The organism is Flagellimonas alvinocaridis (assembly GCF_965248585.1).
Lineage (GTDB): Bacteria > Bacteroidota > Bacteroidia > Flavobacteriales > Flavobacteriaceae > Flagellimonas > Flagellimonas alvinocaridis.
The window spans coordinates 1,894,503-1,919,005 of sequence record NZ_OZ252111.1 but is presented as its reverse complement, the minus strand read 5'-3'; the positions used below and the strand labels follow the sequence as shown (position 1 = coordinate 1,919,005).

Below are 24,503 nucleotides of genomic sequence, written 5' to 3'. Positions count from 1 at the left end.
AAGCAGCGTGCCAAAAAATAATTTTAGACTTAACTATCTGATATTTAAATAGAAAGAAATTTATTCTTGAATAATGAACATAGACCTTCTGTTAAGTTGGTGGTCTTCTTCCGAGCATGTAACGCCGTTGGAGCAATTGTTTAGCAGTTGCGTTTCTCCATATCCTTTTGCCGAAAGTCGTCTGCGATCTATACCCTTTTCCACTAACCATTGTAGTGTTGCTTGGGCACGTCTTTCGGACAACTTAAGATTAAAATTATCGCTTGATCGTGAATCGGTGTGGGACTCAATGTGGATGGATAGTTCTGGATATTGTTTCATTGCCTGGAGAATTTTGGCCAACTCCACTTCTGCATCTGATCTGATAATAGACTTTCCATAATCAAAATAGATGGGTTGTAACGTTAATCTGCATCCTAAATCATCAATTGGGCATTCCGGAGGGGTAAGCTCCAAGTCCATTTGCTCGGTATGCGATCCTCGAGGGGTGACCGTACTTTTCTTTTTGGTTGCATAGTCTTTGTATTCTGCATAGACAGTATATTTTTTGCTACAATCAACTACCCCTTTAAAAACATAGTTGCCACTACTATCTGTAGTCGTTTTGGTTATGGTGTCGTTATTCTTGTTCAAGAGTTTTACTACAGCGCCATTCAAAGGTTTTCCAGTTTTGGCATCTGAAATGGCTCCTTGGATTACAATCAGTCCACAACTTTCCCAAACGCGGTAGATGTCATCTGCGCTACTGCCACCATCACCATCTCTATTTGAAGCTAAATAGCCAATCTTTTTATCTTCCTTGAGAATAAACCCAAAATCATCTTTGTTGGAATTGATGGGTTTTTTCAGGTTGGTCACTTCTTCAAATTCACCTTCGGCATCCAGGGAAACCACAAAAACATCGAGACCACCCAATCCTAAATGACCGTCGCTTGAGAAATAGAGATTGTTATTTTTCCCAATAAAAGGAAAGCATTCCCTAGCTTCCGTATTGATTTCCGGACCCATATTTATTGGGGCACCAAAGGAACCGTCTTCTTTTATTTCCACATACCAAATATCAGATTCACCTTGGGTACCTTCCATATCTGAAGAAAAATAAAGACGCTTTTCGTCAGGGGATAGGGCCGGATGTGCCACGGAATAGGAATCGTTGTTAAAGGGAAGTTCAATAATGTTCTCCCATATACCAGCCTCCGTTTTAGTGGCTTGATAGATTTTAAGACTCACCAATTTTTCCTTGTTCTTTTGCTTTCTGCCATTATGATAATTGTTACGGGTAAAGTAGACCGTTTTTCCATCTTTGGTAAAAGCCGCATTGGACTCATGATATGGGGTATTTATTTTACCTTCAAGCGGTTTGGGATGGGTTAGTCTCCAATCCTCATCAATTTCCGCTTCAAAAAGATCTAGGTAGGGTAGCCCGGTCCATTTGTGTATGTCATCTCCTTCTGTTCTTCCTGAAGAGGAGGAAAATACAATCTTGTCGCCATAAAATGATGGTGAAAAATCCGAACTGGTCAACAGTCCGGTAATATTGTCCACTTCAAAATTACTGGATTTAAAACCAACAAGACTATCCAAAGCAGGGTAGTCCTTCATAAAGTTTTTTGCGATTTCTGTATTGGCAGATAGACTGGCAAATTTCCCCATCATCTTTTTTGAGGATTGGTATTCTCCAGTACTTTTTAAACTCTGTGCCGTACGATAATAGTAAATGGGATCAATGTCGTTGGGATATTTTTCCATCAACTTTTGATACCATTTTACTGCATCCTCGTATTCTCCATTGAAATAGTAGGTATCTCCCAGTTTTTTTAGCACCTGTGGAGATTCATACCCGTCGTCCACAATATTCAGATATATTTCCCGTGCATCGATAAAATAGTAAGAATCAAAGTCCTCATTGGCTTTTTTTATGATACTGTTTTGGGCTTTGGTGATTGAAGTAAAAAAAATGAAAATTAGAGCTATAATAATGGTTCTGTGGTGCATATAAGCTTAATGTTTAAAAAAATCTGGGTGTTAGTACCTTGTCTGTTTTATGGAAAATGTCAAAACGGACCATAGCCTCGTAAGATCCACTGGTGTAATCTTTGACTTGGGTCGAATCATAGTCATAGGCCAAGCCAATAAATACTGATTGTGATATTTGGAACCCCGCCAACGCACTTATGGATGCATTCCATCGGTAAGAACCTCCGAGGATAAACTTTTCGTTGATCATAAAATTGGCTGACATATCCCATTGTAAAGGGGAACCACTTACAAATTTGACCATGGTTGCTGGTTTAAATTTTAGGTTAGGGGAGAGGTCAAATACATACCCTGTGATAAAAAAATAATGTAATCGCTCAATGGCTATATTTTCTAAATCTTGATTTTCCAAAGAGCCCTCATCAAAGTGCTTTGAATTCAAAAAATTGGGAACCGAGAACCCTGCATAAAATTTTTGGGTATGGTAATAAATACCGGCACCAATTTGTGGTTGGATTTTATTGTCCACTGTGTTTTGAAACAAGGGGTCATTGGGGTTTTCAAGATTTAATTTTTCATAGTCCACATCCAAAAGATCTATTCCTGCCTTTAACCCAAAGGACAGTTTGCTTATATCATGCTTGTCCAATTGAAGAGAGTAGGAATAATCCACATTTATGTTGGATTCCGTTGCAGGACCAATTTGATCGTAAACAATGGAAAGACCTAGACCCATACTCTGAAGCGCTCCTATGGGTGTATTCAGTGTAAAAGTCCCTGTCCGTGGGGCTCCTTCCAAATTTACCCATTGCATTCTGCCAAGCATTCCCATGCTAAGGACTTCCCTTGAACCTGCATATGCTGGGTTCACAATTTGGGTGTTGTACATATATTGGGTGTATTGGGGGTCTTGTTGCCCTTGGGCTTTATACATGCCCAAGGTCAGTATAAATATCAGCTTTATTAAATACCCTCTCACAAATAGTGTTCTGAATATTGACTTCATTGAATAATAGGTTGCTTGCATTAATCTCGATTGATGTAGAGATATCCTGAATAACTGGCCTCACCTGGGTTTTCGTTTTCAAATTCCAGAATGTAGAAATAGGTTCCGCTTGGGAGGCTCCTTTCTTTCATGATGGTGGCTTGACCTTCTGATACTCCAATGAAAATCTGATTACCGATACCGTATCCTTCAGCCTCATACACCAAGGCACCCCATCTATTAAAAATTCTAAGGGAATTATTGGGATAGGCTTCAATACCATCAATTCTAAAGAAATCGTTGATACCATCCCCATTGGGGGTAATTCCAGTATAAATCTCGAAGTCAGGGTCAGTTCCCTCGCTGGGACAAGCATCACTGGGGACTGTGGTGACGGTCTGCTGGTCTTCATCAAAGCTATCATCGTCGGATTGATCAATGATCTGTACTTCAAACCCTACGGGTTGGGCTGAAACCATAGCTTGGTTGATCACCGAGCCATTGTCGATATCTTGTTGGGTAAGCGAGTAAGTAACCCTGAACGTCCAGCTTTCCCCAATGGACAATATGCCATCGTTTCCATTGTCCGTTCCGGGTACTGGGCCAACAATGTAACCCCCTAGTTTTTCATCTTCCAAGAAGAGTTCCTCTAAGTCAACCTCGCCGGTATTGGATACCGTGAACGTATAGATAATGGAATCAGTACATCCGCCCCCTTTTGCATCAGCCAGTTCACTTTCCTTGATCAGTCCTATTCCCGCCGAACCGTTGGTACAGGCATCGTTGGGCACCACAGTATTTGCGGAAGCATTCTGCGAAACGTTCGCTTGCAATCCCACTGGGTTGGCCGAAACGGAAGCTGTATTGTTCACAAAACCATTGGAAACATCAGCTGGTTGTATGGTATACAGGGCTTGGTAGGTCCAGCTTTCCCCAACGGAAAGTATACCGTCTTCCCCTAGATCGCTTCCCTCGGTGGGACCGTTTACCGTACCATTAAACTTGTCATCTTCCACGATTACATTTTCCAGATCGAGTTCTCCCGTATTGGTCACAGTAAAGGTGTAGAGGATACTTTCATTACATCCGTCCGAGTTGATGTCTGCCAACTGTCCAGATTTGTCCAATCCTATGCTGGGAGCCCCATCGGTACAGGCATTATTGGGCACGGTGGTATTGGTTATATCATTCTCCAACAAGCTATTGTCATCGGAATCATCCTGTATTGTAATGTCCAACCCAAGCGGTTCCGCAGAGACAGTAGCCTGATTTTCCTTAAACCCAGCATCAATGTCTTCTTGAACCAACTCATACAGGTATTCAAAGGTCCAGGATTCGTCGGGGGAAAGTACCCCATCTTCATTTTCATCGGTTCCTGGGATTGGACCGGGGATATTTCCACCCAAGGCATCATCCATAAGCTCCACGGTATCCAGATCAATGTCCCCATTATTGGTCACAGTAAAGGTATAGAGGATGCTTTCAGGGCAGTTGTCTTGGTTGGCATCCTGAACTGCTCCTGTTTTGATGAGGCCAATGCTCGCATTACCATCGGTACAGGCATCGTTGGGTATGGTAATGTTGGTGGAATCGTTCTCCGTATTCGAATTATCATCAGAGGTGTCGACTACCTGTGCAGTATTACAAAGATTGAACATAGTCACGGTAGCGGTGTTCTCCACAAAGCCATTATCTATATCCGTTTGGACAATATTGTAAATGGCTTGGTAGGTCCAGCTTTCCCCTACGGAAAGGATACCGTCCCCTCCGTCATCACTTTCTGGGGTGGGACCGGGGACCTCACCGTTCAACATATCATCATTTAAAATGGCTTGGTGCAGGGCCACATCTCCCATATTGGTCACGGTAAAGGTATAGCTCACACTCTCGGGGCAGTTATCGTTGTTGATGTCCAACAGTTCTGCTTCTTTGATCAAGCCAACAGCCGGGTTTTGGCATGTGCTCAGGTCCACTTCGGTGACATCGTCCTCGTCGGGGCTATCATCGTCCGAAAGGTCCTGTACCATATAATCCGGGTAGGCCAATACATTGGCGATGACTTGTGCCTGGTTGTGGAAGCAACCAAAATTAATATCGTCAGGACTTATGGGCTGGGTGGCGGTGTAGGTCCATGTTTCACCAGGTTCAAAGATACCCATAAAGTTACCATCGCCTTGGGGGCCTTGGATCACCAAGGGCAGGTCCAAATCAGTGACCACCACATTTTCAAAACTTTCATTTGTAGTGCTTTCAATGGTTAATGTAAAGGTATAATCGATGGCTGAACAGTCTGCATTGACCACTCCTTCTTTAATAAGGGCAATGCGGGGTTCGCAATCCCCAAGCAAGGTAACGGTAGGCCTGTCTTCCAAAGTGTTTTCAAAATCCGAGGTATCCTCCACGGTAATTTCCGCGAAGCCTTCCATGGTGGCCGTGACTATGGCCGTGTTTTCCACTTGCCCGGCAAGACGGTCTGCCGTGTTGAGTTGGTATTCTATGTTTTCATACACCCAGATTTCATCCGGACCCAAAAGACCGTCATTGCCCACATCACCAGAGGTGGGCGGAAAATTAATGTCGATAAAGATCGGTAGGTCTTGGTCAGCAATGGTAATATTTTCCAAGACTTGGCCTTTGGTGCTCTCGTTGGAGACTGTAAAGGTATAGTCAATGAATGCGCAACCTCCTTCTTCTCCCTGGCCGCCATAGGCCACCCCGGTTTTGATCAAGGCTATTTTTGGGGCACATTCGGAAATATCGGTGACCGTGGAGCGGTCTTCGTCCACATTTTCAAAGTCAGAATCGTCTTCAACCACAATACCAAGATTAGGTTCAGAGGCAGTTACATGTGCCGTGTTTTCCACTTCACCAAGGGTTATGTCTTCTGCGGTCAACACATAGTTTGCCGTATAGACCCAAGTTTCACCCAGCTCTAAGAGATTGTCTTGATTTCCACCATCTTTACTAAAAAGAGTAATGTCACCAGCATTTAATTTGGAATCAGTGATACTAATATTTTCTAAGGGAGCACCACTTTCACTTTCATTGGTTACTAAAAAAGTGTAGGCAATACTGGTACAACCTCCATCATTACCCAAAGGACCTTTGGAAATACCTTGTTTAATCAACGCAATTCTTGGCACACAGCCAGAGAGGTCGGTAGTGGTGTCCCCATCAAGGGTGGTGTCGGAGGGATGGGACTCATCGGTGACGGTGACGACGGGCAGCCCCAGCACGTTGGCATCGACGGTTGCGCGGTTGTCCACCTGTCCGTTGGTCAGGTCCAATGCGGTTATGGCGTAGGATGCTGTAAAGACCCATGTCTCGCCGATGTCCAGGACGTTGTCGTTGTCAAGGTCCCCGGAATCCGGCAGTGCGGGCACGGCCATCAGGGGATCGGAGACCACGACGTTCTCCAGGTCCTGGTTGCCGTTGTTGTTGACGGTCAGGGTATAGTCGATGTTGGCACAGTTGGCGTCCACGGTACCGGTCTTGATGATGTTGATGTTGGGCACGCAGCCGGAAAGGTCGGTTGTGGTGTCCCCGTCGAGGGTGGTGTCGGTAGGGTGGGACTCATCGGTGACGGTTATCGCTGGCAGCCCCAGTACGTTGGCATCCACCGTTGCACGGTTGTCCACCTGTCCATTGGTCAGGTCCAGTGCGGTTATGGCGTAGGAAGCGGTGAAGACCCATGTCTCGCCGATCTCCATGATCCCTGCCACGCCGTTGTCCCCGGAATCGGGCAGTGCGGGCACGGGCATCAGAGGGTCGTTGACCACCACGTTCTCCAAATCCTGGTTGCCGTTGTTGTTCACGGTCAGGACATAGTCGATGTTGGCACAGTTGGCGTCCACGGTACCGGTCTTCAATATGTTGATGTTGGGCACACAGCCGGAGAGGTCGGTGGTGGTGTCCCCGTCGAGCGTGGTGTCGGTGGGGTGTGACTCATCGGTGAGGGTGACGGCGGGCAGCCCCAGTACGTTGGCATCCACCGTTGCGCGGTTGTCCACCTGTCCATTGGTCAGGTCCAGTGCGGTTATGGCGTAGGATGCGGTAAAGACCCATGTCTCGCCGATCTCCATGACCCCGGCCACGCCGTTGTCCCCGGAATCCGGCAGTGCGGGCACGGGCATCAGGGGGTCGCTGACCACCACGTTCTCCAAATCCTGGCTGCCGTTGTTGTTCACGGTCAGGACATAGTCGATGTTGGCACAGTTGGCGTCCACGGTACCGGTCTTCAATATGTTGATGTTGGGCACACAGCCGGAGAGGTCGGTGGTGGTGTCCCCGTCGAGCGTGGTGTCGGAGGGATGGGACTCATCGGTGAGGGTGACGGCGGGGAGCCCCAGTACGTTGGCATCCACCGTTGCGCGGTTGTCCACCTGTCCATCGGTCAAGTTCTGGGCTGTTATGGCGTAGGAAGCGGTAAAGATCCATGTCTCGCCGATCTCCATGACCCCGGCCACGCCGTTGTCCCCGGAATCCGGCAGTGCGGGCACTGGCATCAGGGGGTCGCTGACCACCACGTTCTCCAGGTCCTGGCTGCCTTTGTTGTTCACGGTCAGGGTATAGTCGATGTTGGCACAGTTGGCGTCCACGGTACCGGTCTTCAATATGGTGATGCCCGGTTGGCAGCTAGACAGGTCGGTGACCGTGGGGCGGTCTTCATCCACATTTTCAAAATCGGACCAATCTTCCACGGTGATACCCAGAATAGGGTCTTCAGCAAAAACATGTCCCGTATTCTCCACTTCGCCATCCTCAAGATTTTGTGCGGTGATAACGTGAACTCCTGTATATTCCCATGCTTCATCGATTTGGAGAATATTGTCCCCATCATCGCCAGAAACATAGGTGACGGTTGGGACCAAGTCGTCTGTAACTATGACATTGTGCAAGGGGTGCCCATTTCCACTTTCATTGGTTACATAAAAGGTGTATTCTATGTTGTTACAGCTATTTTCGATGCCTTTTTTAACAATGGCTATACGGGGAGCGCAGGCAGTAAGGTCTGTAACGGTTTCACGGTCTAGATCTAAGTCTGTGGGGTCAGAGGCATCTACGGAATACCGGAATGGTAATATATCCTTTATTTCTGCCACCGCATACGCCTGAGTGGTGACCTGCCCTGCAATGATATCATCTTGTGTTAGGAATACCGAACCACTCATGGTCCAAGTTTCCCCTGGTTCTAAAATAGCATCAACAGTAATGCTTTCCACAACATCGGCCGCAAAAAAATCACCCAGTTGAGGGTCTTGGATTACAATATTTTGATAGGAATGGGGAACATTGTTTAAATGGGTGAGGACCAGTGTGTATTCAATTTCATCACAATCTCCAATGATTTGTGCTTCTTTTGTAAGTGCAATAGTGCCTTTTTCACATTCAATATAGATGTCAGTAGGTGCATCATCCAATAGATTATCACGATGAGATAAATCGATTTCCAGAGCTAAGGGATTCCCTTCAACAGCTGTAGTAACCTTGACTTGTTCTAAAATAAGAAAAGCATCATAGTCAGTCTGATTTAGGGGTCTTGAGGCGGTAAACTTCCAGTTTTCATCTAAGTCTAGCAGACCATTGTTATTGGTATCCCCTGCATTTGGGTTTTCTAGAGCAAAGTTTAAGACTGGACCGAAACTGTTGCTTACATCGGTTATGGTGAGAGATTCTTTGGCCACTCCCATATGTCGAACAGAAAGTCTATATTCTATGGTTTCACAACCTGGTTGGTTGCCCCACCAATCTTTGGTTTCAACAAAAAGTAATGTGCCGATTCGGCGACAGTTGGAAATATCGGTAACCGTTGGGGCATCTTCATTAAATTGGTCTGGATGGGAAAGATCATTTACCGTATTTCCGGGCTGGCCAAACACCTCGGCCGTTACTGTTGCTTGATTTTGAAAGGTATCCGCATTTAGATCCGTGGCTGACAATAACCGTGTTGCATCCAGGGCCCAGGATTCCCCTGCATCCAAAAGCCCATTGCCGTTGAGATCTCCTTGGGCTACTGTGGCAACCAAGCTGGGTACGATAAACAGAGGGTCATTAACGTCAATGATACTCGTAATAATCAAGGATTCGTTATTGGTACTTGTATTTCTAATGGCAACCGTGTAATCAATCACAGCACAATCGGAACTGAGGTTGGCGTCAAGACCTACACCAATGCTAGGAACATATAACGCTTCTGCCGATGCTGTTTCGGTAGGAGCAATCAGGCTTATTTTCTCCTTGGAATCCACAGCACCTCTGCCCAAATGGAAAAAGGTGAGGCAGAAAAGGGCAAGCATTAGTGCAAGTAAAGTTTTTCTATACGGTGTTGGATTTTGTTTGAGGGAGTACATAGTTTTTGGGTTTGTAGGTTTTGGGGTTGAGAAGCCTCCATCTGTAGGGAAGTACCCCAGATGTTTTCGTTTTCAATAGGTGTAACACAAGGTTGTTGATCATGGATAGACCATTTTGTTCTCTTTTAACCTACTATATTAAGGTGTGGTCCTTTTATTTGAGGGGGTAAATTGATGGATTAGTCAATCCAATTGACGAAATGGGGTTTTGGGTTGATAAAAAAATCAACCTAAAGAAATATGGTAATCATCTTACCACTAGCTAAGGGCCAAAATTATGTAGTAGAAATACGTATTTAGGTCAAAGTTTTTCGGCCAAATATCTAGCAGTGTGCGACGCATTGTTTTGGACCACTTCTTCTGGCGTGCCCTCGGCTACCAAATATCCACCATTTTCCCCGCCTTCGGGGCCAAGGTCTATAAGGTAGTCCGCACATTTGATGAGCTCAATATTGTGTTCGATCACAATTACGGAATGTCCCTTGGAAATGAGTTCGTCAAAGGACTTCAACAGCTTTTTGATGTCATGGAAATGCAATCCCGTGGTGGGTTCATCAAAGATGAACAAGGCTTTTTCCTTGGTGTTCCCCTTGACCAAAAAGGAGGCGAGCTTTATCCGCTGTGCCTCACCACCGGATAGGGTGGAGGAGGACTGCCCCAAGGTCACATAGCCCAATCCCACATCTTGCAGAGGTTGCAACTTGGTCACAATTTTGTCCTGCTGGTGGGCCTTGAAGTGTGCCACGGCATCATCAATGGTGAGATTAAGGATGTCGTCAATGTTCTTGCCTTCAAACTGTACTTCCAGAATCTCCTTTTTAAAGCGTTTGCCGTCGCAGGCATCACATTCCAGATGGACATCGGCCATAAACTGCATTTCCACCGTGATTTCACCTTCGCCCTTGCACTTTTCACAGCGACCCCCATCTACATTAAACGAGAAATGCTTGGCCTGGTAGCCCCGTAACTTGCTTAGTTTTTGTGATGCGAAGAGGTTTCGGATATCGTCGTACGCCTTGATATAGGTAACCGGATTGGAGCGGGACGAACGCCCAATGGGGTTCTGGTCCACAAACTCCACATGTTTGATGTGGGCATATTTGCCTTCCATGGCGGTGAACTGGCCCGCTTTTTCGCCATAACCACCCACTTCTTTTAATATGGAGGGATATAGAATCTTCTTGACCAAGGTACTTTTACCACTTCCTGAAACACCCGTGACCACCGTCAACATATTTAAAGGAAAGGTGACGTCTATATTTTTAAGGTTGTTCTCCCGGGCGCCCTTGATTTGGATATAGCTTTTGGAATTGCGCCGGTCCTTAGGTACTTCAATGGCCTTGGTGCCATTAAGGTAGTCCGCTGTTAGTGAATGGGCCTTCAGAATGGCCTCCAAACTTCCGGTGGCCACTACCTCGCCGCCCAAAGTGCCTGCTTCGGGACCTATATCGATGACCTCATCGGCGGCTTTCATAATGTCCTCATCGTGTTCCACCACAATAACGGTATTTCCCAAATCCCGAAGGGAAATAAGAACTTCGATTAGATTTTCGGTATCCTTGGGGTGCAGACCGATGCTGGGCTCGTCCAAAATATACATGGAACCCACTAAGCTACTGCCCAAGGAAGTGGCCAAATTGATGCGCTGACTTTCCCCGCCAGAGAGGGTGTTCGATTTTCGGTTGAGGGTGAGGTAGCTCAATCCCACTTTGTCCAAAAAGTCCAAACGGGTGGTGATTTCCTTGAGCAAACGATTGGCAATGGTCCTGTCGTGCTCCGAAAGTTGGAGTTCCTCAAAGAAAGGAATCAACCGTTTAATAGGCAACTCAATGATATCTGAAATAGATTTCCCGGCAATCTGCACATAATTGGCTTCGGCCCTGAGTCGCTTTCCTTTACAGACAGAACATTTTGTCTTACCCCGATAGCGGGAAAGCATGACTCTGTTCTGGATTTTATAACTTTTCTCCTCGAGCTGTTCAAAGAATTGGTTTAGACCCGTGAAGTGCTTGTTGCCATCCCACACCAGTTGTTTTTGGGCATCGGACAGTTCAAACCAGGGTTTATGGATAGGAAAGTCGAAGGTATAGGCAGAGTTGACCAATTGGTCACGGTACCAGCCCATGCTTTCTCCCCGCCATGTAAAAATGGCATTTTCATAAACCGAAAGTGCGGTGTTGGGAATGACCAAGTCCTCATCAATACCGATAACGTCCCCATAGCCTTCACATTTGGGGCAGGCCCCGTAGGGATTATTGAAACTGAAGAGGTGTACATTGGGTTCCAAAAACTTTAGGCCGTCCAGTTCAAACTGGTTACTGAATGTTTTGGTCTCACCGTTTTCCAAATTTTCAATGGCGCATTGTCCCTTTCCCTCAAAGAAGGCATTGTCCACCGCATTGGCCAAGCGGTTGTAAAAATCCTCGTCCTCCTTTATAATGATACGATCCACGACCAAATCAAAGCTTCGACCGATATCTTCAGGCACTTGGTCTATTCGGATGACCTTGCCGTTGTGTTTTATCCTTGCATAACCTTGCTTTGAAAAAAGTTCCAAGGATTTTATGGGATCGCGGTCTTCCTTAATGGTCACTGGGGCCAATAACAACAGTTTGGCGCCCTCTTGCAATGACTTTATATAATTAATGACATCGGTTACCGTATGTTTTTTTACCTCTTTTCCAGAAATGGGGGATATGGTCTTCCCGATACGGGCATATAATAATTTCAGATAGTCATAAATTTCGGTAGTGGTGCCCACCGTAGATCTTGGATTGGTGGAGTTCACCTTTTGTTCTATGGCAATGGCTGGGGCTATACCTTTAATATAGTCTACTTTTGGTTTGTCCAATTTCCCCAAAAACTGTCGGGCATACGACGAGAGGCTTTCCACATAGCGACGTTGTCCCTCTGCATATAGGGTATCAAAGGCCAAGCTGGACTTTCCTGAACCGGACAATCCCGTGATTACCACAAGCTTATTTCTTGGGATGACCACATCGATATTCTTGAGATTGTGCAGTTTGGCACCTTTAATGATAATATTATGCTTGGGATTTACGTTTATAGGGGTTGCCATCTGTTAAAATTAGATCCCCAAAGATACGATACACCTCACTTAATACGTATATTGCATCAGTTAACATATAAAAAAGGGCAAATCACAACATAGTTTTTTAGGTCACCTACCTAATTTTCTATATTTGGGATGTAATTAAAAATCTGATAGGCCTATACAGCGATAATTACTTTTTTACAAATAGACTAAATACCTAAAGGCTTTCCTTGAAAAAGGGAGACCCTAGATTTTAACCAAAAAAGTAATTTGTATGGAACTACAGATTAATGACTCGATATTAGTTAAGAATTACATTGCCGGAGATGAAAAGGCCCTTGAGACCTTAATTAACAGGCACAATCAACGAATTTCCAGCTTTATTTACTCCAAGGTTTTGGATCGGGATGTTGCTGAGGACATCTTCCAAGATACTTTCATAAAGGTGATCAAAACCTTGAAAAGGGGTACCTATAGCGAAGAAGGTAAGTTTTTGCCCTGGGTAATGCGGATAGCCCACAACCTTATCATTGACCATTTTCGCAAGAACAAAAGAATGCCCAAGTTCGAGGGAAGTGATGATTTCAACATCTTTTCTGTGATTAAGGATGATAAACTCAATGTAGAGAAGCAACTTATCAAAGATCAAATAGACAATGATCTTACCTTATTGATCGAGGAATTGCCCGAAGATCAGAAAGAGGTGTTGATCATGCGAATCTACAAGGATATGAGCTTTAAGGAAATATCCGAAAACACTGGGGTTAGCATCAATACAGCTTTGGGAAGAATGCGATATGCGCTGATCAACCTTCGAAAAATAGTAGATCGCAAGAATATCGTTTTAACGAATTAATAGGGCATTATATCGAACCCTGCAATATTTCCAATCTAGCGGCGTTATCTATTTGAAACATTAATGCTAGAATATGGAAAACATTTACTCTGAAGAACAAAAAGCCGTTAGATCGGTAAAAGCTAGCAAGAAGACCATTGATTTTTTGTTAAGCTATTCTAAATCGATTCATGTAGTTGACTACAGAAAGCATCAATTTGAAGTAACTTTAAACTGATAGCTTCAAAAAACAGTAAAAAGAGCCGCTAATTGCGGCTCTTTTTTGTTTTATAATAGTCATCCAATACCGTTTTTCTACCAATGGTCTTGGTGATTATGTCTTTTTCCAAATCCCAGCCCCTTGCAGGAGAATATTCCCTTCCGTACCAAATAATCTGTAGGTGCAAACGGTTCCAAATTTCTTTGGGAAACAAGCGTTTTGCATCTTTCTCGGTCTGCACCACATTCTTTCCATTGCTGAAACCCCATCGGAACATGAGTCTGTGGATATGGGTATCAACAGGAAAAGCCGGAATTCCAAAAGCTTGGGAGACCACAACACTGGCCGTTTTATGTCCCACACTGGGTAATTCTTCCAGAAGTTCGATATTTCGTGGAACCTCACCATTGTATTTTTCAATGAGAATCTGTGAGAGACCATGGATTCCCTTCGATTTCATGGGCGAAAGCCCCACGGGCTTGATGATTTCCCGTATTTCATCCACAGAAAGTTTTACCATATCAAAAGGATTGTCGGCCTTTTCAAAAAGCAAAGGGGTAATCTGGTTGACCCGAACATCTGTACTTTGGGCAGACATCAGGACCGCAATCAATAGGGTATAGGGGTCTTTGTGGTCGAGCGGAATGGGAATGGTGGGGTAGAGTTCATCCAAGGTTTTGATGGTAAAATCAACTTTTTCTTGTTTAGTCATTTTTGTTTAATTTTGAATTATAAATATTAAACAATAAAATAAAGACCATTCGCATATGAACATGTTAAAAGTAGGGGATAAAGTACCTGAATTTTCTTCAAAAGACCAAGATGGAAACACAATTAATCTAAGCGATTACAAAGGCAAAAAACTGGTAGTTTTCTTTTATCCAAAGGCCAACACCCCAGGCTGCACCTTGGAAGCCTGTAATTTAAGGGACAACTACAAGGACTTGACCGATGAGGGTTATGAACTTTTGGGGGTAAGTGCCGATACCGAACGCAAACAAGCTAATTTCAAGAAAAAGTTCAAATTTCCCTTTCCTTTATTGGCGGATGTAGACCATACCGTGATCAACACTTTTGGGGTATGGGGACCCAAAAAATTCATGGGACGTACTTTTGATGGTATCCATAGAACCACTTTTGTCATTGATGAAGAAGGCGCGGTGGAAAAGGTTATTGAAAAAGTAAAGACCAAGGATCATGCAGCGCAGTTGTTAGGTCAGGGATAACTTTGATGGATTCAGATATCGGATGTCAGACTTCTGATAAAAGACAAAAGATGCTAGACAAGTGGCTAAGATAAAATCCAAATTCTACTTTCTACTTACCTTTTAGAAGTAAGACTTCAACTTTAGGATATAGGATTTCAGATGTCTGATACCAGATTTCAGATAAAGGATAAAAGATGCAAGAACCAAGAAGAAGTCCAAAAATCTAAAATACGAGCAGTCTAAATTCTACCTTACAACTTTTGAATATTCTGGTAGGAGCGAATCGGCATTTTCTATAAAAATTATGCCTTTTCCTTTTCTTTCTTCTTTTCGGGAGTTTCCCCTTCAGGAAGTTCTTTTTGGGAGAATAGATGTTTTTCCTTGATGATTTCCGCAATACCTTCCGGAAGCTCATCTTCCCAACCTTTTTCTCCGCTCATGAGTTTTTTCAAGACATCCCGGGAGAAAATGTGCATGATGTCAGGGTCATAATCAATAATGTCCATCACCTTGCCATTGTACTTGAAGAACTTGTAAAGTTCCTTCATTCGTGGGTGTACCTTGACATTGTTGCTGGTCATGATCTGTCCAGTTTCTGGATCTTTCATAGGGTAGAGGTACACTTTCAAATCCTTGAAGAACAGTTTTCCAAAGGCCTCCAAGATGCCGCCACTTAAGTGGCGATAGTATTTTTCATCGAAGACATCCACCAGATTGTTCACACCCATAGTAAGCCCAATGCGGGCCTTGGTGTAGTTGTTGAAATATTCCACCAACTTATAATACTCTTGGAATTTGGAGATGAGAACCGTATGTCCCAATGAGCATAACAATTCCGCACGGTCCATGAAATCTTGTTCATCAATTTCCCCTGACGCTTTCAAATTGGACAAGGTGATTTCAAAAACCACAATGGTATTTTCAAGTTCAACCGTCTGTTCCCGGATAAAGATGTCGTATGACTTTTGGAACATGTCCATATTTACCTTGGTCACGGGCCTAAAACTTCCCCGTAAGGCCAAAATGTTCTTTTTATAGAGCGCTGCTGCTGGCAAAAGATTGTTACCATCTGGCCCGAACATCACGGCATCCGTCATATCATTTTTGATCAGCTGCAAGCTCATCAATCGATTATCTACCTCTTTGAAATTAGGACCTGTAAAATTGACCATGTCAATCTCAACGGTATCCTTGTCGATATGGTCGTATAGATATTTTAAAAGTTTTTTGGGCTTGTTGAACTTGAAATAGGCGCCATAAATAAGATTCACACCCAAAATCCCCAGGGTTTCCTGCTGTAAACGGGCTTCATTTTGTTTAAATCGAATGTGCAGGACAATCTCATCGTATTCCTTTTGATCGGGGTCCAATTGAAATCGGATACCTACCCAACCATGACCTTTGTAACGTTTGGAAAAATCGATGGTTGCCACAGTATTGGCATAGGTAAAGAACAGATAGTTGGGATTGTTTTCCCTGCTGATTCGTTCCTCCACCAATTGCATTTCATGGTTCAGCATCTTTTTTAAACGGGACTGGGTCACATACCGCCCGTCTTCTTCAATCCCATAAATGGCATCACTGAAGGACTTATCATAAGCGCTCATGGCTTTTGCAATAGTCCCCGAAGCACCACCGGCCCTAAAAAAATGTCGAGCTGTTTCTTGTCCGGCACCTATCTCTGCAAAGGTCCCGTAAATATTTGGGTTAAGATTTATTCGAAGCGTCTTTGCCTTGATCGAAGGGATGTTTTCAAACGCATCTTCTTTGCTGAGTACAGTAGGCATATCCGGTATTTTATTGTCAACAAAGTTACACTCTTCATTTAATCTATTAAATAAATAAGTTATAATTTTGATTTTAATGGATGACGTGATGACCATTACCTTTTTGGGCACCGGAACCTCGCAGGGGATACCTGTCATTGGTAGTAAGCATCCAGTGTGCCTAAGCAAAAATCCCAAGGACAAGAGGTTAAGGGTATCTGTACTGGTTTCTTGGGAGAATTTCAATTATGTAATTGATTGTGGTCCTGATTTTAGACAACAGATGCTTACCAATCCCATTGACCATTTGGATGGTATTTTTTTTACCCATGAACATGCTGATCATACGGCCGGCATTGATGATATTCGACCTTTTTTCTTCCGGCAAGGTGATATTCCCATTTATGCACACAAACGGGTCGTTGCTTCATTAAAACGGAGGTTCGACTATATTTTTGCTGATGAAGACCGATATCCAGGTGCCCCTGCGGTACAGGTCAGCGAGGTACGGAAAGACGTCCCCATTGTATTGAAAGATTTGGAAGTTATTCCCATTGAGGCATACCATAATCGACTTCAGGTTTTCGGATATCGGTTCAAGGATTTTGTATACCTGACTGATGTAAAACGGTTGGACGAGCAAGAAATATCCAAGATAAGGGGCGCAAAAATATTGGTGGTCAATGCACTTCGGGAAGAACCCCATCACTCCCATTTTAATTTGGAAGAAGCTCTTGCCTTTGCCAAAGAGGTTGGAGCCGAAAAAACCTATTTTACGCACATTAGCCATATGTTGGGATTTCATGAAGAAGTAGAGAAAAAACTTCCTAAGAACGTACATTTGGCCTATGACAATTTGAAATTGAAGATTTAAACCATGAAGAACAAGATTTTTCTATACCTATTTGTATTTGCCGCCTTGTTGGCATTGTATCAATTTATAAGTGCCAGCAATCTACAGAAGGCCATGACTGCTGATGTGGACCAGTTGCAGACCAAGGTGGAACAGCTTGAAGATTCCATTCAAAAGACCCAGTTGCGATTGTTGGACATGCAGTATTTTTCCTTGGAAAACAATGATGATGCCTTGGCCTATTACGACCATCTTAAGTTGGAAAACCCTGCCCGATATATTGAAGACAAATTGCTGGAGACCAATGAAAAATCCGGAGACAACCCGTTAATTCCCTATGAAGGGATGGAAAGTGATTTTAAAATCAACAAGATAAAGGTGTTGAACCACAAATGGATCTTGGCAGATTTTTCGGATGGAAAATTTTGGGGTGATTTGATCATTAAATACGAGCTTAAGGATAATCTAGGAGTGGATTTCACCCTGGTAGATCATTTACTTTACACCCGAAGCAATTAAAGGCGCTCCACCAACCACTTATGGAAGGAGTAAAAATTTTGCTGGGAAACCCCGTGTCCAATCGGAAATTCCTTATAAATATGGTCAACGCCAAGATTTTTTAAGAAATCCGGGGTTCTTTGTGCCCATTCCAAAGGAATCACTTGGTCTACCTGACCATGGGACGCATAAATGTGTAGGCCGCTAAAATCATTGTTCATATAGCCCTCCTTCAAAATATTTTCATCGATATAACCGCTAAGAGCAATTACATTTTTCACTTTTTCAGGATAGGAAAGTGCCACGGCATAACTGAGGATGCTTCCTTGGCTAAATCCTAAAAGGGTAATGTTTTCTGGATCTAAATCATAGGCATTGATAGCTTCATCAATAAAACCTACGATTTTTTCACGGGATTCAGATGCTTGTTCCACATCATTCCATTTACCGTGTGTCGCATCAAAATTGATGGCATACCATGCATGCCCGAAAGGGTCTAGATTATAGGGTGCCCTTGCCGAAATCACCAAAAGTTCCTCTGGCAGTTCGGAAGCAAATGAAAAGAGGTCTTCTTCATTGCTGCCATACCCATGAAACATGAAAATAACTGGTTTTTTACCGGATTCAATAGTTGATGGGCGAACAAGGTATTCCAAAGATAGTGGGATGGGGGACATGGGATGTTTTTAGGAAATAAAGGTAAACCATTTTTGAAAATGCTCCCCAATAATGGGCAGGGGACTCTTCTTTCCTGATGAAGCTTGGGCGAGCCCATATACCAATAGCACTAAATACAATCCGTAGAGAGGTAGGGTAAGGGATACGATTTGGCTAAAAGATAACACAATGGCCATGGCATGGAACAATAAATGTATGCCAAAGGCCTGCCTAATATGAAACCTGGCATATGCATTTCGAGGCTCCATATTCATACTCATGGCAATCAAACAGCCTACTAAGGTGATATAAGCTACTATTGCAGTGGTTTTACCTGATTTGGCTTCGTTCAAAATTTTAGATTAAAATGTGATCATTATTGATTACCCCATAAACCTTACCTTTCATGGGTGCTCCCAAAAACATACTATTTTTGGAGGTGGATAAGATATTGTCCACACCGAAACTGTATTCCACTTCTGGGTCGAACAAGGTAATACAAGCCTTTTCTCCTTCCTTAATAACCGAATTCTGTAAACCAAAACGGCTATGACCCTTGGTTAATATGGATATGGTTTCTTCCAATCCAAATATGTGATTTAGGGCCCCAAATGCAGATTCCAGACCAAGGCTACCATCGGCAGCATTGTCAAACTCCACCCTTTTTTCCTCAACATCTATGGGAATATGGTCAGAAGTAACATAATCTATAGTTCCATCTTTTATCCCTTTAATGAGGGCCTTGACATCTTGCTTGGTTCGAAGGGGTGGTGATACTTTAAAATTAGTATCAAAATCGCTGAGCATTTCATCTGTATGTACCAAATTGTGAATGGCGACACTGCAGGTCACATCCAATCCTTTTTTCTTTGCATTGGCAATCAGCTTAACAGATTCTGATGTGGAAATGGTGGGAATGTGCAATTTTCCTCCTGTATATTCCAGAATAAATAGGTCTCGGGCTATTTGAAGTTCTTCCGCCAATGATGGAATTCCCTTTAGACCCAAAGTGGTGGATATTATTCCTTCATGGGCCACTCCCACACCTTTAATATTCCCATCTTGGGGAAAAGAAAACACTAAACCATCAAAATTCTGGGCATATTGCAAGGCAATTTTTAAAAGATTGGGATTGGCAACCTGTTTTTTAAAGTCATAAAAGGCCACTGCACCGGCATTCTTCATATCAAAAAGTTCTGCCAAATCCTTGCCTTCTCCTTTTTTGGTCAACGTACCCATAGGGTAAAGTCTTGTCGGCTTGCCGTGCCCACGCTCCTTTAAAAAGACCACATCAGAACTGGTATCGGGAACTGGCTCTGTACTGGAATAAAGGATAATGTCTGTAAAACCACTTTTTGCAGCTACATAAAGTCCATGTGCAATGGTTTCACGTTCCTCATGTCCGGGTTCGCCAAAACTTACGCCAGTATCCAGCCAACCTAGAGAGATATGGAGGTTTTTTAAATCGACCAATTTAGTGTTCGATGGCGCATCTATGGTGGCGGCAATTTTCTCAATAGTTCCTTTTTTTATAAGGATATCCCTTTTTTTCAAGTGTAGTTCCTTGTTGTCTGGGCACACTATTCTTGCAGCCTTGAGCAGAATGTTCATGGAATGAATTTTTGGATGATTACCTCTATCAGCGCAAAAAGCAACGCTAAAATAACAAACCATTTCCAATAAGCGGCAATATTACTTTCAGCGTCCAAATAGTTAAAAAGAGCTGCTATGGAGTCCTGGGTATTGGTATTGGGCAGATTCTCAGTATCTAAATAGACCAATCGGCTTTCCGTTCTGGGATAATTAAAACTTATATTTCTTAGTTCCTCTTCTTTTTGTTTTATGGTATAGATGCCATCTTCAGTAGGATTTTCATCGAAAGTGAGTCTGACCTTATTGGGGAGATTCTGTTGTAGCGGAATGAATTCTTGATTGCCCTTTGAAATCCTTAAAATGTCGTCATGACCCATTTGTGTGGGAATATCCACCAATTCCTCCTGTCCCAATGTGTGCTGTATACGGGATTGCTGTAAACTTCGCATGGCCATATTATAAAATGTGGGAACGATTAATGGAGAACTGGTAAAATTGGAGTTTTCGGTTTCCAATGAGGACGTAAAACAATAAAAACCATTGATTCCCACTAAGAAAGGCTCGTTATTGCCAAAGGAAAGTATCTGCGGTAGATTGGACTGCAACCTATAGTATTTTTCAACTTTTGGATATTGAAAATTGGTTACTCTTCTTTCAAAAACATTTTTATATAACGGATGGTCAAATGAAATGGAGGTTATATCTGCTCTATTTGGCACACCTGCAATTAACCTTGCATTGGAAAACCCTGAAAGAAAGTCATTGTAAGATGCCAATTCACTTTCTTCAGAGGGTATTACCACTATGGTCCCACCGCTATTTTTAAAAGAAAGAAGAATTTGTTGAAGGCTGTTGGGGACAGACCTCAAATTATCCAAAATCACCGTGTTTTGTTCATCAATGCTACTATAGTCCAATTGGTCCAAAGGAACTTTTCTGAAATCAAAATCATCTTCAGTGTATAAGCGTTTCAAATAATCACTTTTTGAGCTGCTTATGGCCAAAACCTTTACTTTTTCCTTGCGGTCGATATTAAAATAAAACTGATTGTCATATCCCAAACCATTATCAGCAATTACCAGCCTTCCATTGATTTCATCAGTGTTGGGAATGGAAAAAATCACTTCGGATACGCCCGTGGCAGAAAACTTGGCGGCCGATTTTGCAATAAGCGAAGAACCATTATAAAGGGAAATGGGCAGTGCATCATCCTGTACGCCTCCGGATAAAAGCACAGTTAGACTGGATTGTTCTGAAAAATCATCATCCAAATAAATGGAATCTATGGAAACATTCGACAGGTTGGGTGAGCGAACAGGGACATAATAGGAATTTATGGTTGAATCCGATGTGGCTCCGTTAGATGCCATGCGCTGCTGAAAATCCGAAATAATCAGAAGATTTTTTACAGTACCCCTGGACTTTGAAAACAAAGTATTGGCCTTTAGCAGAATGTCATCCAGATTCAACTGTTTATGGGAATACGAGAGAGACAGTAATTGGTTTTGCACGTCTTTCAGGTCTACATCCCTAAAAGAATGTTCATTGGTAAAGAGGCTAAAAACCGCCTCTCTATCAATATTTCGGATCAAGTCTTGAACAGATTTCTCCAAAAGGGATACCCCATTGTTCTTGGTCTGCATGCTGAAGGAATTATCCAAATAGATTACCATTTCCTTTTCTTGCAAAGCCGTTGCAGCGGAAGAAAAAGGCTGGGCAAAGGCAATGATGAGTGAAGCGAGCAACAGCAATCGAGTAGCCAGTAAAAGCCACTTTTTAAGTGTATTGCTTTTTCTGGACTCCGCCACCACTTTCTGAAGCATGGCCACATTGGTGAAAGGTGTTTTCTTGAACCGCCTTAATTGAAATAAATGGATTAAAACGGGAATGATGAGAAGAAATAGGGCCCAAAGGATTTCTGGATGTTTAAACTGCATTCCCAATGTTGATTGAACAAATATAGGGATTAAAATAGTGAAGCTTCTTAAATTTTTCTGTTAAGGGAATGGTAAGACAGCATCTATCAGCAAAAGAAGAAATAATCCTTCATGGGTAAATGTCCAAACTTGGAAAAGTAACCCTTAATTTCCTTTTGGGCCGTCTCATTGGCTACAGTAACTATGCTTTGAGGAGTGTTCAAACGTTCTAAAAATTTAAAATGAACCAATTCCTTGCCGTAGATTTTTTTTCCAATTTTCTTTGGATTGTCACACAGCCAGATAAAGTCAATTTTTTGCTTTAAAAGAGTTTTGGCAATGGACTTTCCTTTAAACCCAGCACCCCATACAACCAAAGGGCGTTCTGCATTGTGGTCCAACTTTAAGAAGTAGTGTAGTTTAATATCCAAAAAATAGTTTTGTGCATAATGCTCATGGTTTCGGGAAGTTCTGGTATCGTAATCGCGCCATAAGTGGAGTATCTCCTTAGATGGAATAATCTTTAGGTCATTTTCATAAAACCGAAAAGTAAGATCATAATCTTCTGGATATCGGTCCGGTCTAAAAGCATCGCATTTTTCAAAGTCATCTTTGTAGACCATCCAACAGGGTGAAGGGATAACACATTCTTTGTAAATCTCACTGTAATTGGAACCCGTGGCCGTCAATTGGTTGAGCCAGGTTTCATACCGTTCGTAGCCATTGCTGATACCCCGATCTGAAAAATACTTCACTTGCCCAACAGCAGCATGCCCTTTCCCCGATTTTAAAAGTGATTGCACCATGACCTCCAAACGATGGGGTTTCATGATATCATCCGAATCCATTCGGGTAACCAATTCTCCTGAACTTTCTGCATATGCAGTGCGCAAAGCGGGAATAATGCCATTTCCTGAATTGTTGAACACCTTTATTCTGGAGTCTTTTTGTGCATAGGAATTTAATAATTCCAAACTCGTATCCGTTGAATGGTCATTTACAGCAAGAACTTCCCAATTGGGATATGTCTGTGCTAGGATTGAATCCAGACATTCGGGAAGAAAATGTGCGGTATCCTTGAAGGGTATTAGAATGCTTACCTTGGGATTTTGCATATTGCAAAGAAACTAAATCCAAAAGCAAATGCATTATATCAATCAAAAGGTAGCACATCTGGAGCAATATAATCCACTTTTGCTTTTTTACTAATAAAGACTTCTGGGGAATAATGTTGACCAAGAATTTCTTTGAAAGCCACTTTCAGTTGTGGAAATTCCTCTATAAAATCGAAATAACTTGCTGACTTGGATTTTTTAATAAAATGGTGCACCATTTTTACGGAGGCTACAGTTATTGTTGTGTGAAATTTATCTCCATTGCCACACACTATGTCAAAATGTTTAATACCCGAACAGGTCTTTTCAATTGCCTTCTGTTCTCCAAAGCTTTGCAGGTATATCCATGCCAATCTAAGATGCGCTTCATGGTTGAAGAGTTTTGGGTTTAATACTGCTTTTTCAAACGCTTCAATGAATTCTATATCACTAAATTGGGAATGATGGGTATGCTTTTTAGCATACCATGGATTTGGATTTGTACAGGACATGGTATTTAATTTATGATACAACTTTGGGCAGCAAGACTCAGTGGTATACTATTTCCGATTGGGGAATGAAAAAAATGCCACAGGAAATCTGCGTCAAATGAAATTACCTGTGGCAATATGATCAGAAGATTACGCTTTCTCTGAAACGTCTTTAAAGGTCAGCATTTCCCAAACCCTTTTAGAAGCTCCATTGTAGAAACCAGTCTCATTTGTATAGCCTTTTGGATTGTTGAAGGTTCCAAAAATGATATCGAAAAGAGATATGTCCGAATAATTATACGCATGGATCCCTTTGGCATGGTGAATGGTATGGGCCTCTGGCCTTTGCACTATGTATCCTATCCATCTAGGTGTCTTGATATTGGCATGTTGAAAAATGGCCAAAAAAGTAGTAATCAAAATAAAGAGTGTTGCAGCTTCTGGGGTAAATCCGGCAACGACCACCAAACAAAGACTTCCCAATAGTGAAAAACCAATCATGTCCATTGGGCTAAAATAAAAAGCCCCGTAGCTGTCCATACGTTCAGCACTGTGATGCATCTGATGGAAAATTTTCCATAAGGTGTCGTTCTTATGCATGGCATAGTGCCAAACGTACAGTCCAAATTCGTAAATTATGACCGCAACAAAAGCACCCCAACCAGCACCTAGGGCTGTTAGATCAAATATTTGGTAATCCACCAAGTAGGTGTCCCAAATCAAGGGAAAATACGTAGATAGATAAAAAAACACCCCGAAGGACGCTAATCCTCGCAGTTTCCAATTCTTGATTTTTGGTAACTCCCGTGCTGGAAACAGGGCTTCCCAAAGCATCAATACTCCGTACATGCCCAATACAATCAAGGAGATAGGGTCTATGAGCACCTCCCACGGATTGGGCAAACTTTTAATAATTTCAAACATCTTGTCTAGTTTTAATGTGTTGTTCACCCCTATAGGCAAAAGTTTTCACCTTACATTGTAAGGAAGTTGCTGTAAGGACCA

The 24,503-nt window shown here is 42.8% G+C and carries 17 protein-coding genes; 4 read left to right on the top strand and 13 right to left on the bottom strand.

What is annotated here, in order from left to right; translation table 11 throughout:
- Positions 1–60: 60 nt before the first annotated feature.
- The 4 genes from ACP14V_RS08830 to uvrA form a co-directional block, all read right to left on the bottom strand.
- Complete coding sequence (locus tag ACP14V_RS08830) at positions 61–1,995, bottom strand: OmpA family protein (RefSeq protein WP_272610226.1); 1,935 nt, start codon at positions 1,993–1,995, stop codon at positions 61–63.
- A gap of 13 nt (positions 1,996–2,008) precedes the next feature.
- Positions 2,009–2,983 carry a PorP/SprF family type IX secretion system membrane protein gene (locus ACP14V_RS08825; RefSeq protein ID WP_272610225.1) on the bottom strand — a complete coding sequence of 325 codons (975 nt, stop codon included), beginning with the start codon at positions 2,981–2,983 and terminating at the stop codon, positions 2,009–2,011.
- 20 nt (positions 2,984–3,003) lie between these two features.
- Positions 3,004–9,312 carry a DUF7507 domain-containing protein gene (locus ACP14V_RS08820; protein WP_272610224.1) on the bottom strand — a complete coding sequence of 2,103 codons (6,309 nt, stop codon included), beginning with the start codon at positions 9,310–9,312 and terminating at the stop codon, positions 3,004–3,006.
- 301 nt (positions 9,313–9,613) lie between these two features.
- Positions 9,614–12,391, bottom strand: a complete 2,778-nt coding sequence (gene uvrA / locus ACP14V_RS08815; RefSeq protein ID WP_424987182.1) for an excinuclease ABC subunit UvrA — start codon at positions 12,389–12,391, stop codon at positions 9,614–9,616.
- A gap of 250 nt (positions 12,392–12,641) precedes the next feature.
- Here uvrA and ACP14V_RS08810 point away from each other — a divergent pair, with 250 nt between their 5' ends.
- Complete coding sequence (locus tag ACP14V_RS08810; protein WP_136567131.1) at positions 12,642–13,223, top strand: RNA polymerase sigma factor; 582 nt, start codon at positions 12,642–12,644, stop codon at positions 13,221–13,223.
- A 245-nt stretch (positions 13,224–13,468) separates the two neighbouring features.
- On the opposite strand, the gene ACP14V_RS08805 is transcribed toward ACP14V_RS08810, so the two are convergent.
- Complete coding sequence (locus tag ACP14V_RS08805; RefSeq protein WP_272610222.1) at positions 13,469–14,134, bottom strand: endonuclease III domain-containing protein; 666 nt, start codon at positions 14,132–14,134, stop codon at positions 13,469–13,471.
- A 55-nt stretch (positions 14,135–14,189) separates the two neighbouring features.
- Between ACP14V_RS08805 and bcp the strand changes: the two genes are divergently transcribed.
- Entirely contained in the window at positions 14,190–14,648 is a 459-nt protein-coding gene (gene bcp / locus ACP14V_RS08800) for a thioredoxin-dependent thiol peroxidase (protein ID WP_272610221.1), read from the top strand.
- Positions 14,649–14,932: 284 nt separating this feature from the next.
- Here bcp and ACP14V_RS08795 read toward each other — a convergent pair whose 3' ends face one another.
- On the bottom strand, positions 14,933–16,417 hold the full coding sequence (locus ACP14V_RS08795) for a TonB-dependent receptor (RefSeq protein ID WP_272610220.1): 1,485 nt from the start codon (positions 16,415–16,417) through the stop codon (positions 14,933–14,935).
- Positions 16,418–16,505: 88 nt separating this feature from the next.
- On the opposite strand from ACP14V_RS08795, the gene ACP14V_RS08790 reads away from it, so the two are divergent.
- Both ACP14V_RS08790 and ACP14V_RS08785 read left to right on the top strand, forming a co-directional pair.
- Entirely contained in the window at positions 16,506–17,270 is a 765-nt protein-coding gene (locus ACP14V_RS08790; protein ID WP_272610302.1) for an MBL fold metallo-hydrolase, read from the top strand.
- 3 nt (positions 17,271–17,273) lie between these two features.
- Entirely contained in the window at positions 17,274–17,768 is a 495-nt protein-coding gene (locus ACP14V_RS08785) for a hydrolase (protein ID WP_272610219.1), read from the top strand.
- Here ACP14V_RS08785 and ACP14V_RS08780 read toward each other — a convergent pair.
- From ACP14V_RS08780 to ACP14V_RS08750, 7 genes are all read right to left on the bottom strand, one after another.
- Positions 17,765–18,424, bottom strand: coding sequence for an alpha/beta hydrolase (locus ACP14V_RS08780; protein WP_272610218.1), 660 nt, complete (start codon positions 18,422–18,424; stop codon positions 17,765–17,767). The two genes, ACP14V_RS08785 and ACP14V_RS08780, sit on opposite strands and share 4 nt — an antisense overlap.
- 9 nt (positions 18,425–18,433) lie before the next feature.
- Positions 18,434–18,757: a hypothetical protein gene (locus tag ACP14V_RS08775; RefSeq protein WP_136567137.1), complete on the bottom strand. Its 324-nt coding sequence runs from the start codon at positions 18,755–18,757 to the stop codon at positions 18,434–18,436.
- Between the two features lie 4 nt (positions 18,758–18,761).
- A complete protein-coding gene (locus ACP14V_RS08770) occupies positions 18,762–20,015 on the bottom strand; it encodes a dihydroorotase (RefSeq protein WP_272610217.1) in 1,254 nt (417 codons plus the stop codon).
- Entirely contained in the window at positions 20,012–21,934 is a 1,923-nt protein-coding gene (locus ACP14V_RS08765; RefSeq protein ID WP_272610216.1) for a BatA domain-containing protein, read from the bottom strand. The genes ACP14V_RS08770 and ACP14V_RS08765 overlap by 4 nt, the downstream gene beginning before the upstream one ends.
- Positions 21,935–22,020: 86 nt before the next feature.
- A complete protein-coding gene (locus ACP14V_RS08760; RefSeq protein ID WP_272610215.1) occupies positions 22,021–23,028 on the bottom strand; it encodes a glycosyltransferase family 2 protein in 1,008 nt (335 codons plus the stop codon).
- A 38-nt stretch (positions 23,029–23,066) separates the two neighbouring features.
- Positions 23,067–23,519 carry a hypothetical protein gene (locus ACP14V_RS08755; protein ID WP_272610214.1) on the bottom strand — a complete coding sequence of 151 codons (453 nt, stop codon included), beginning with the start codon at positions 23,517–23,519 and terminating at the stop codon, positions 23,067–23,069.
- Positions 23,520–23,648: 129 nt separating this feature from the next.
- Positions 23,649–24,422, bottom strand: coding sequence for a sterol desaturase family protein (locus ACP14V_RS08750; RefSeq protein ID WP_272610213.1), 774 nt, complete (start codon positions 24,420–24,422; stop codon positions 23,649–23,651).
- Between the last annotated feature and the right edge of the window lie 81 nt (positions 24,423–24,503).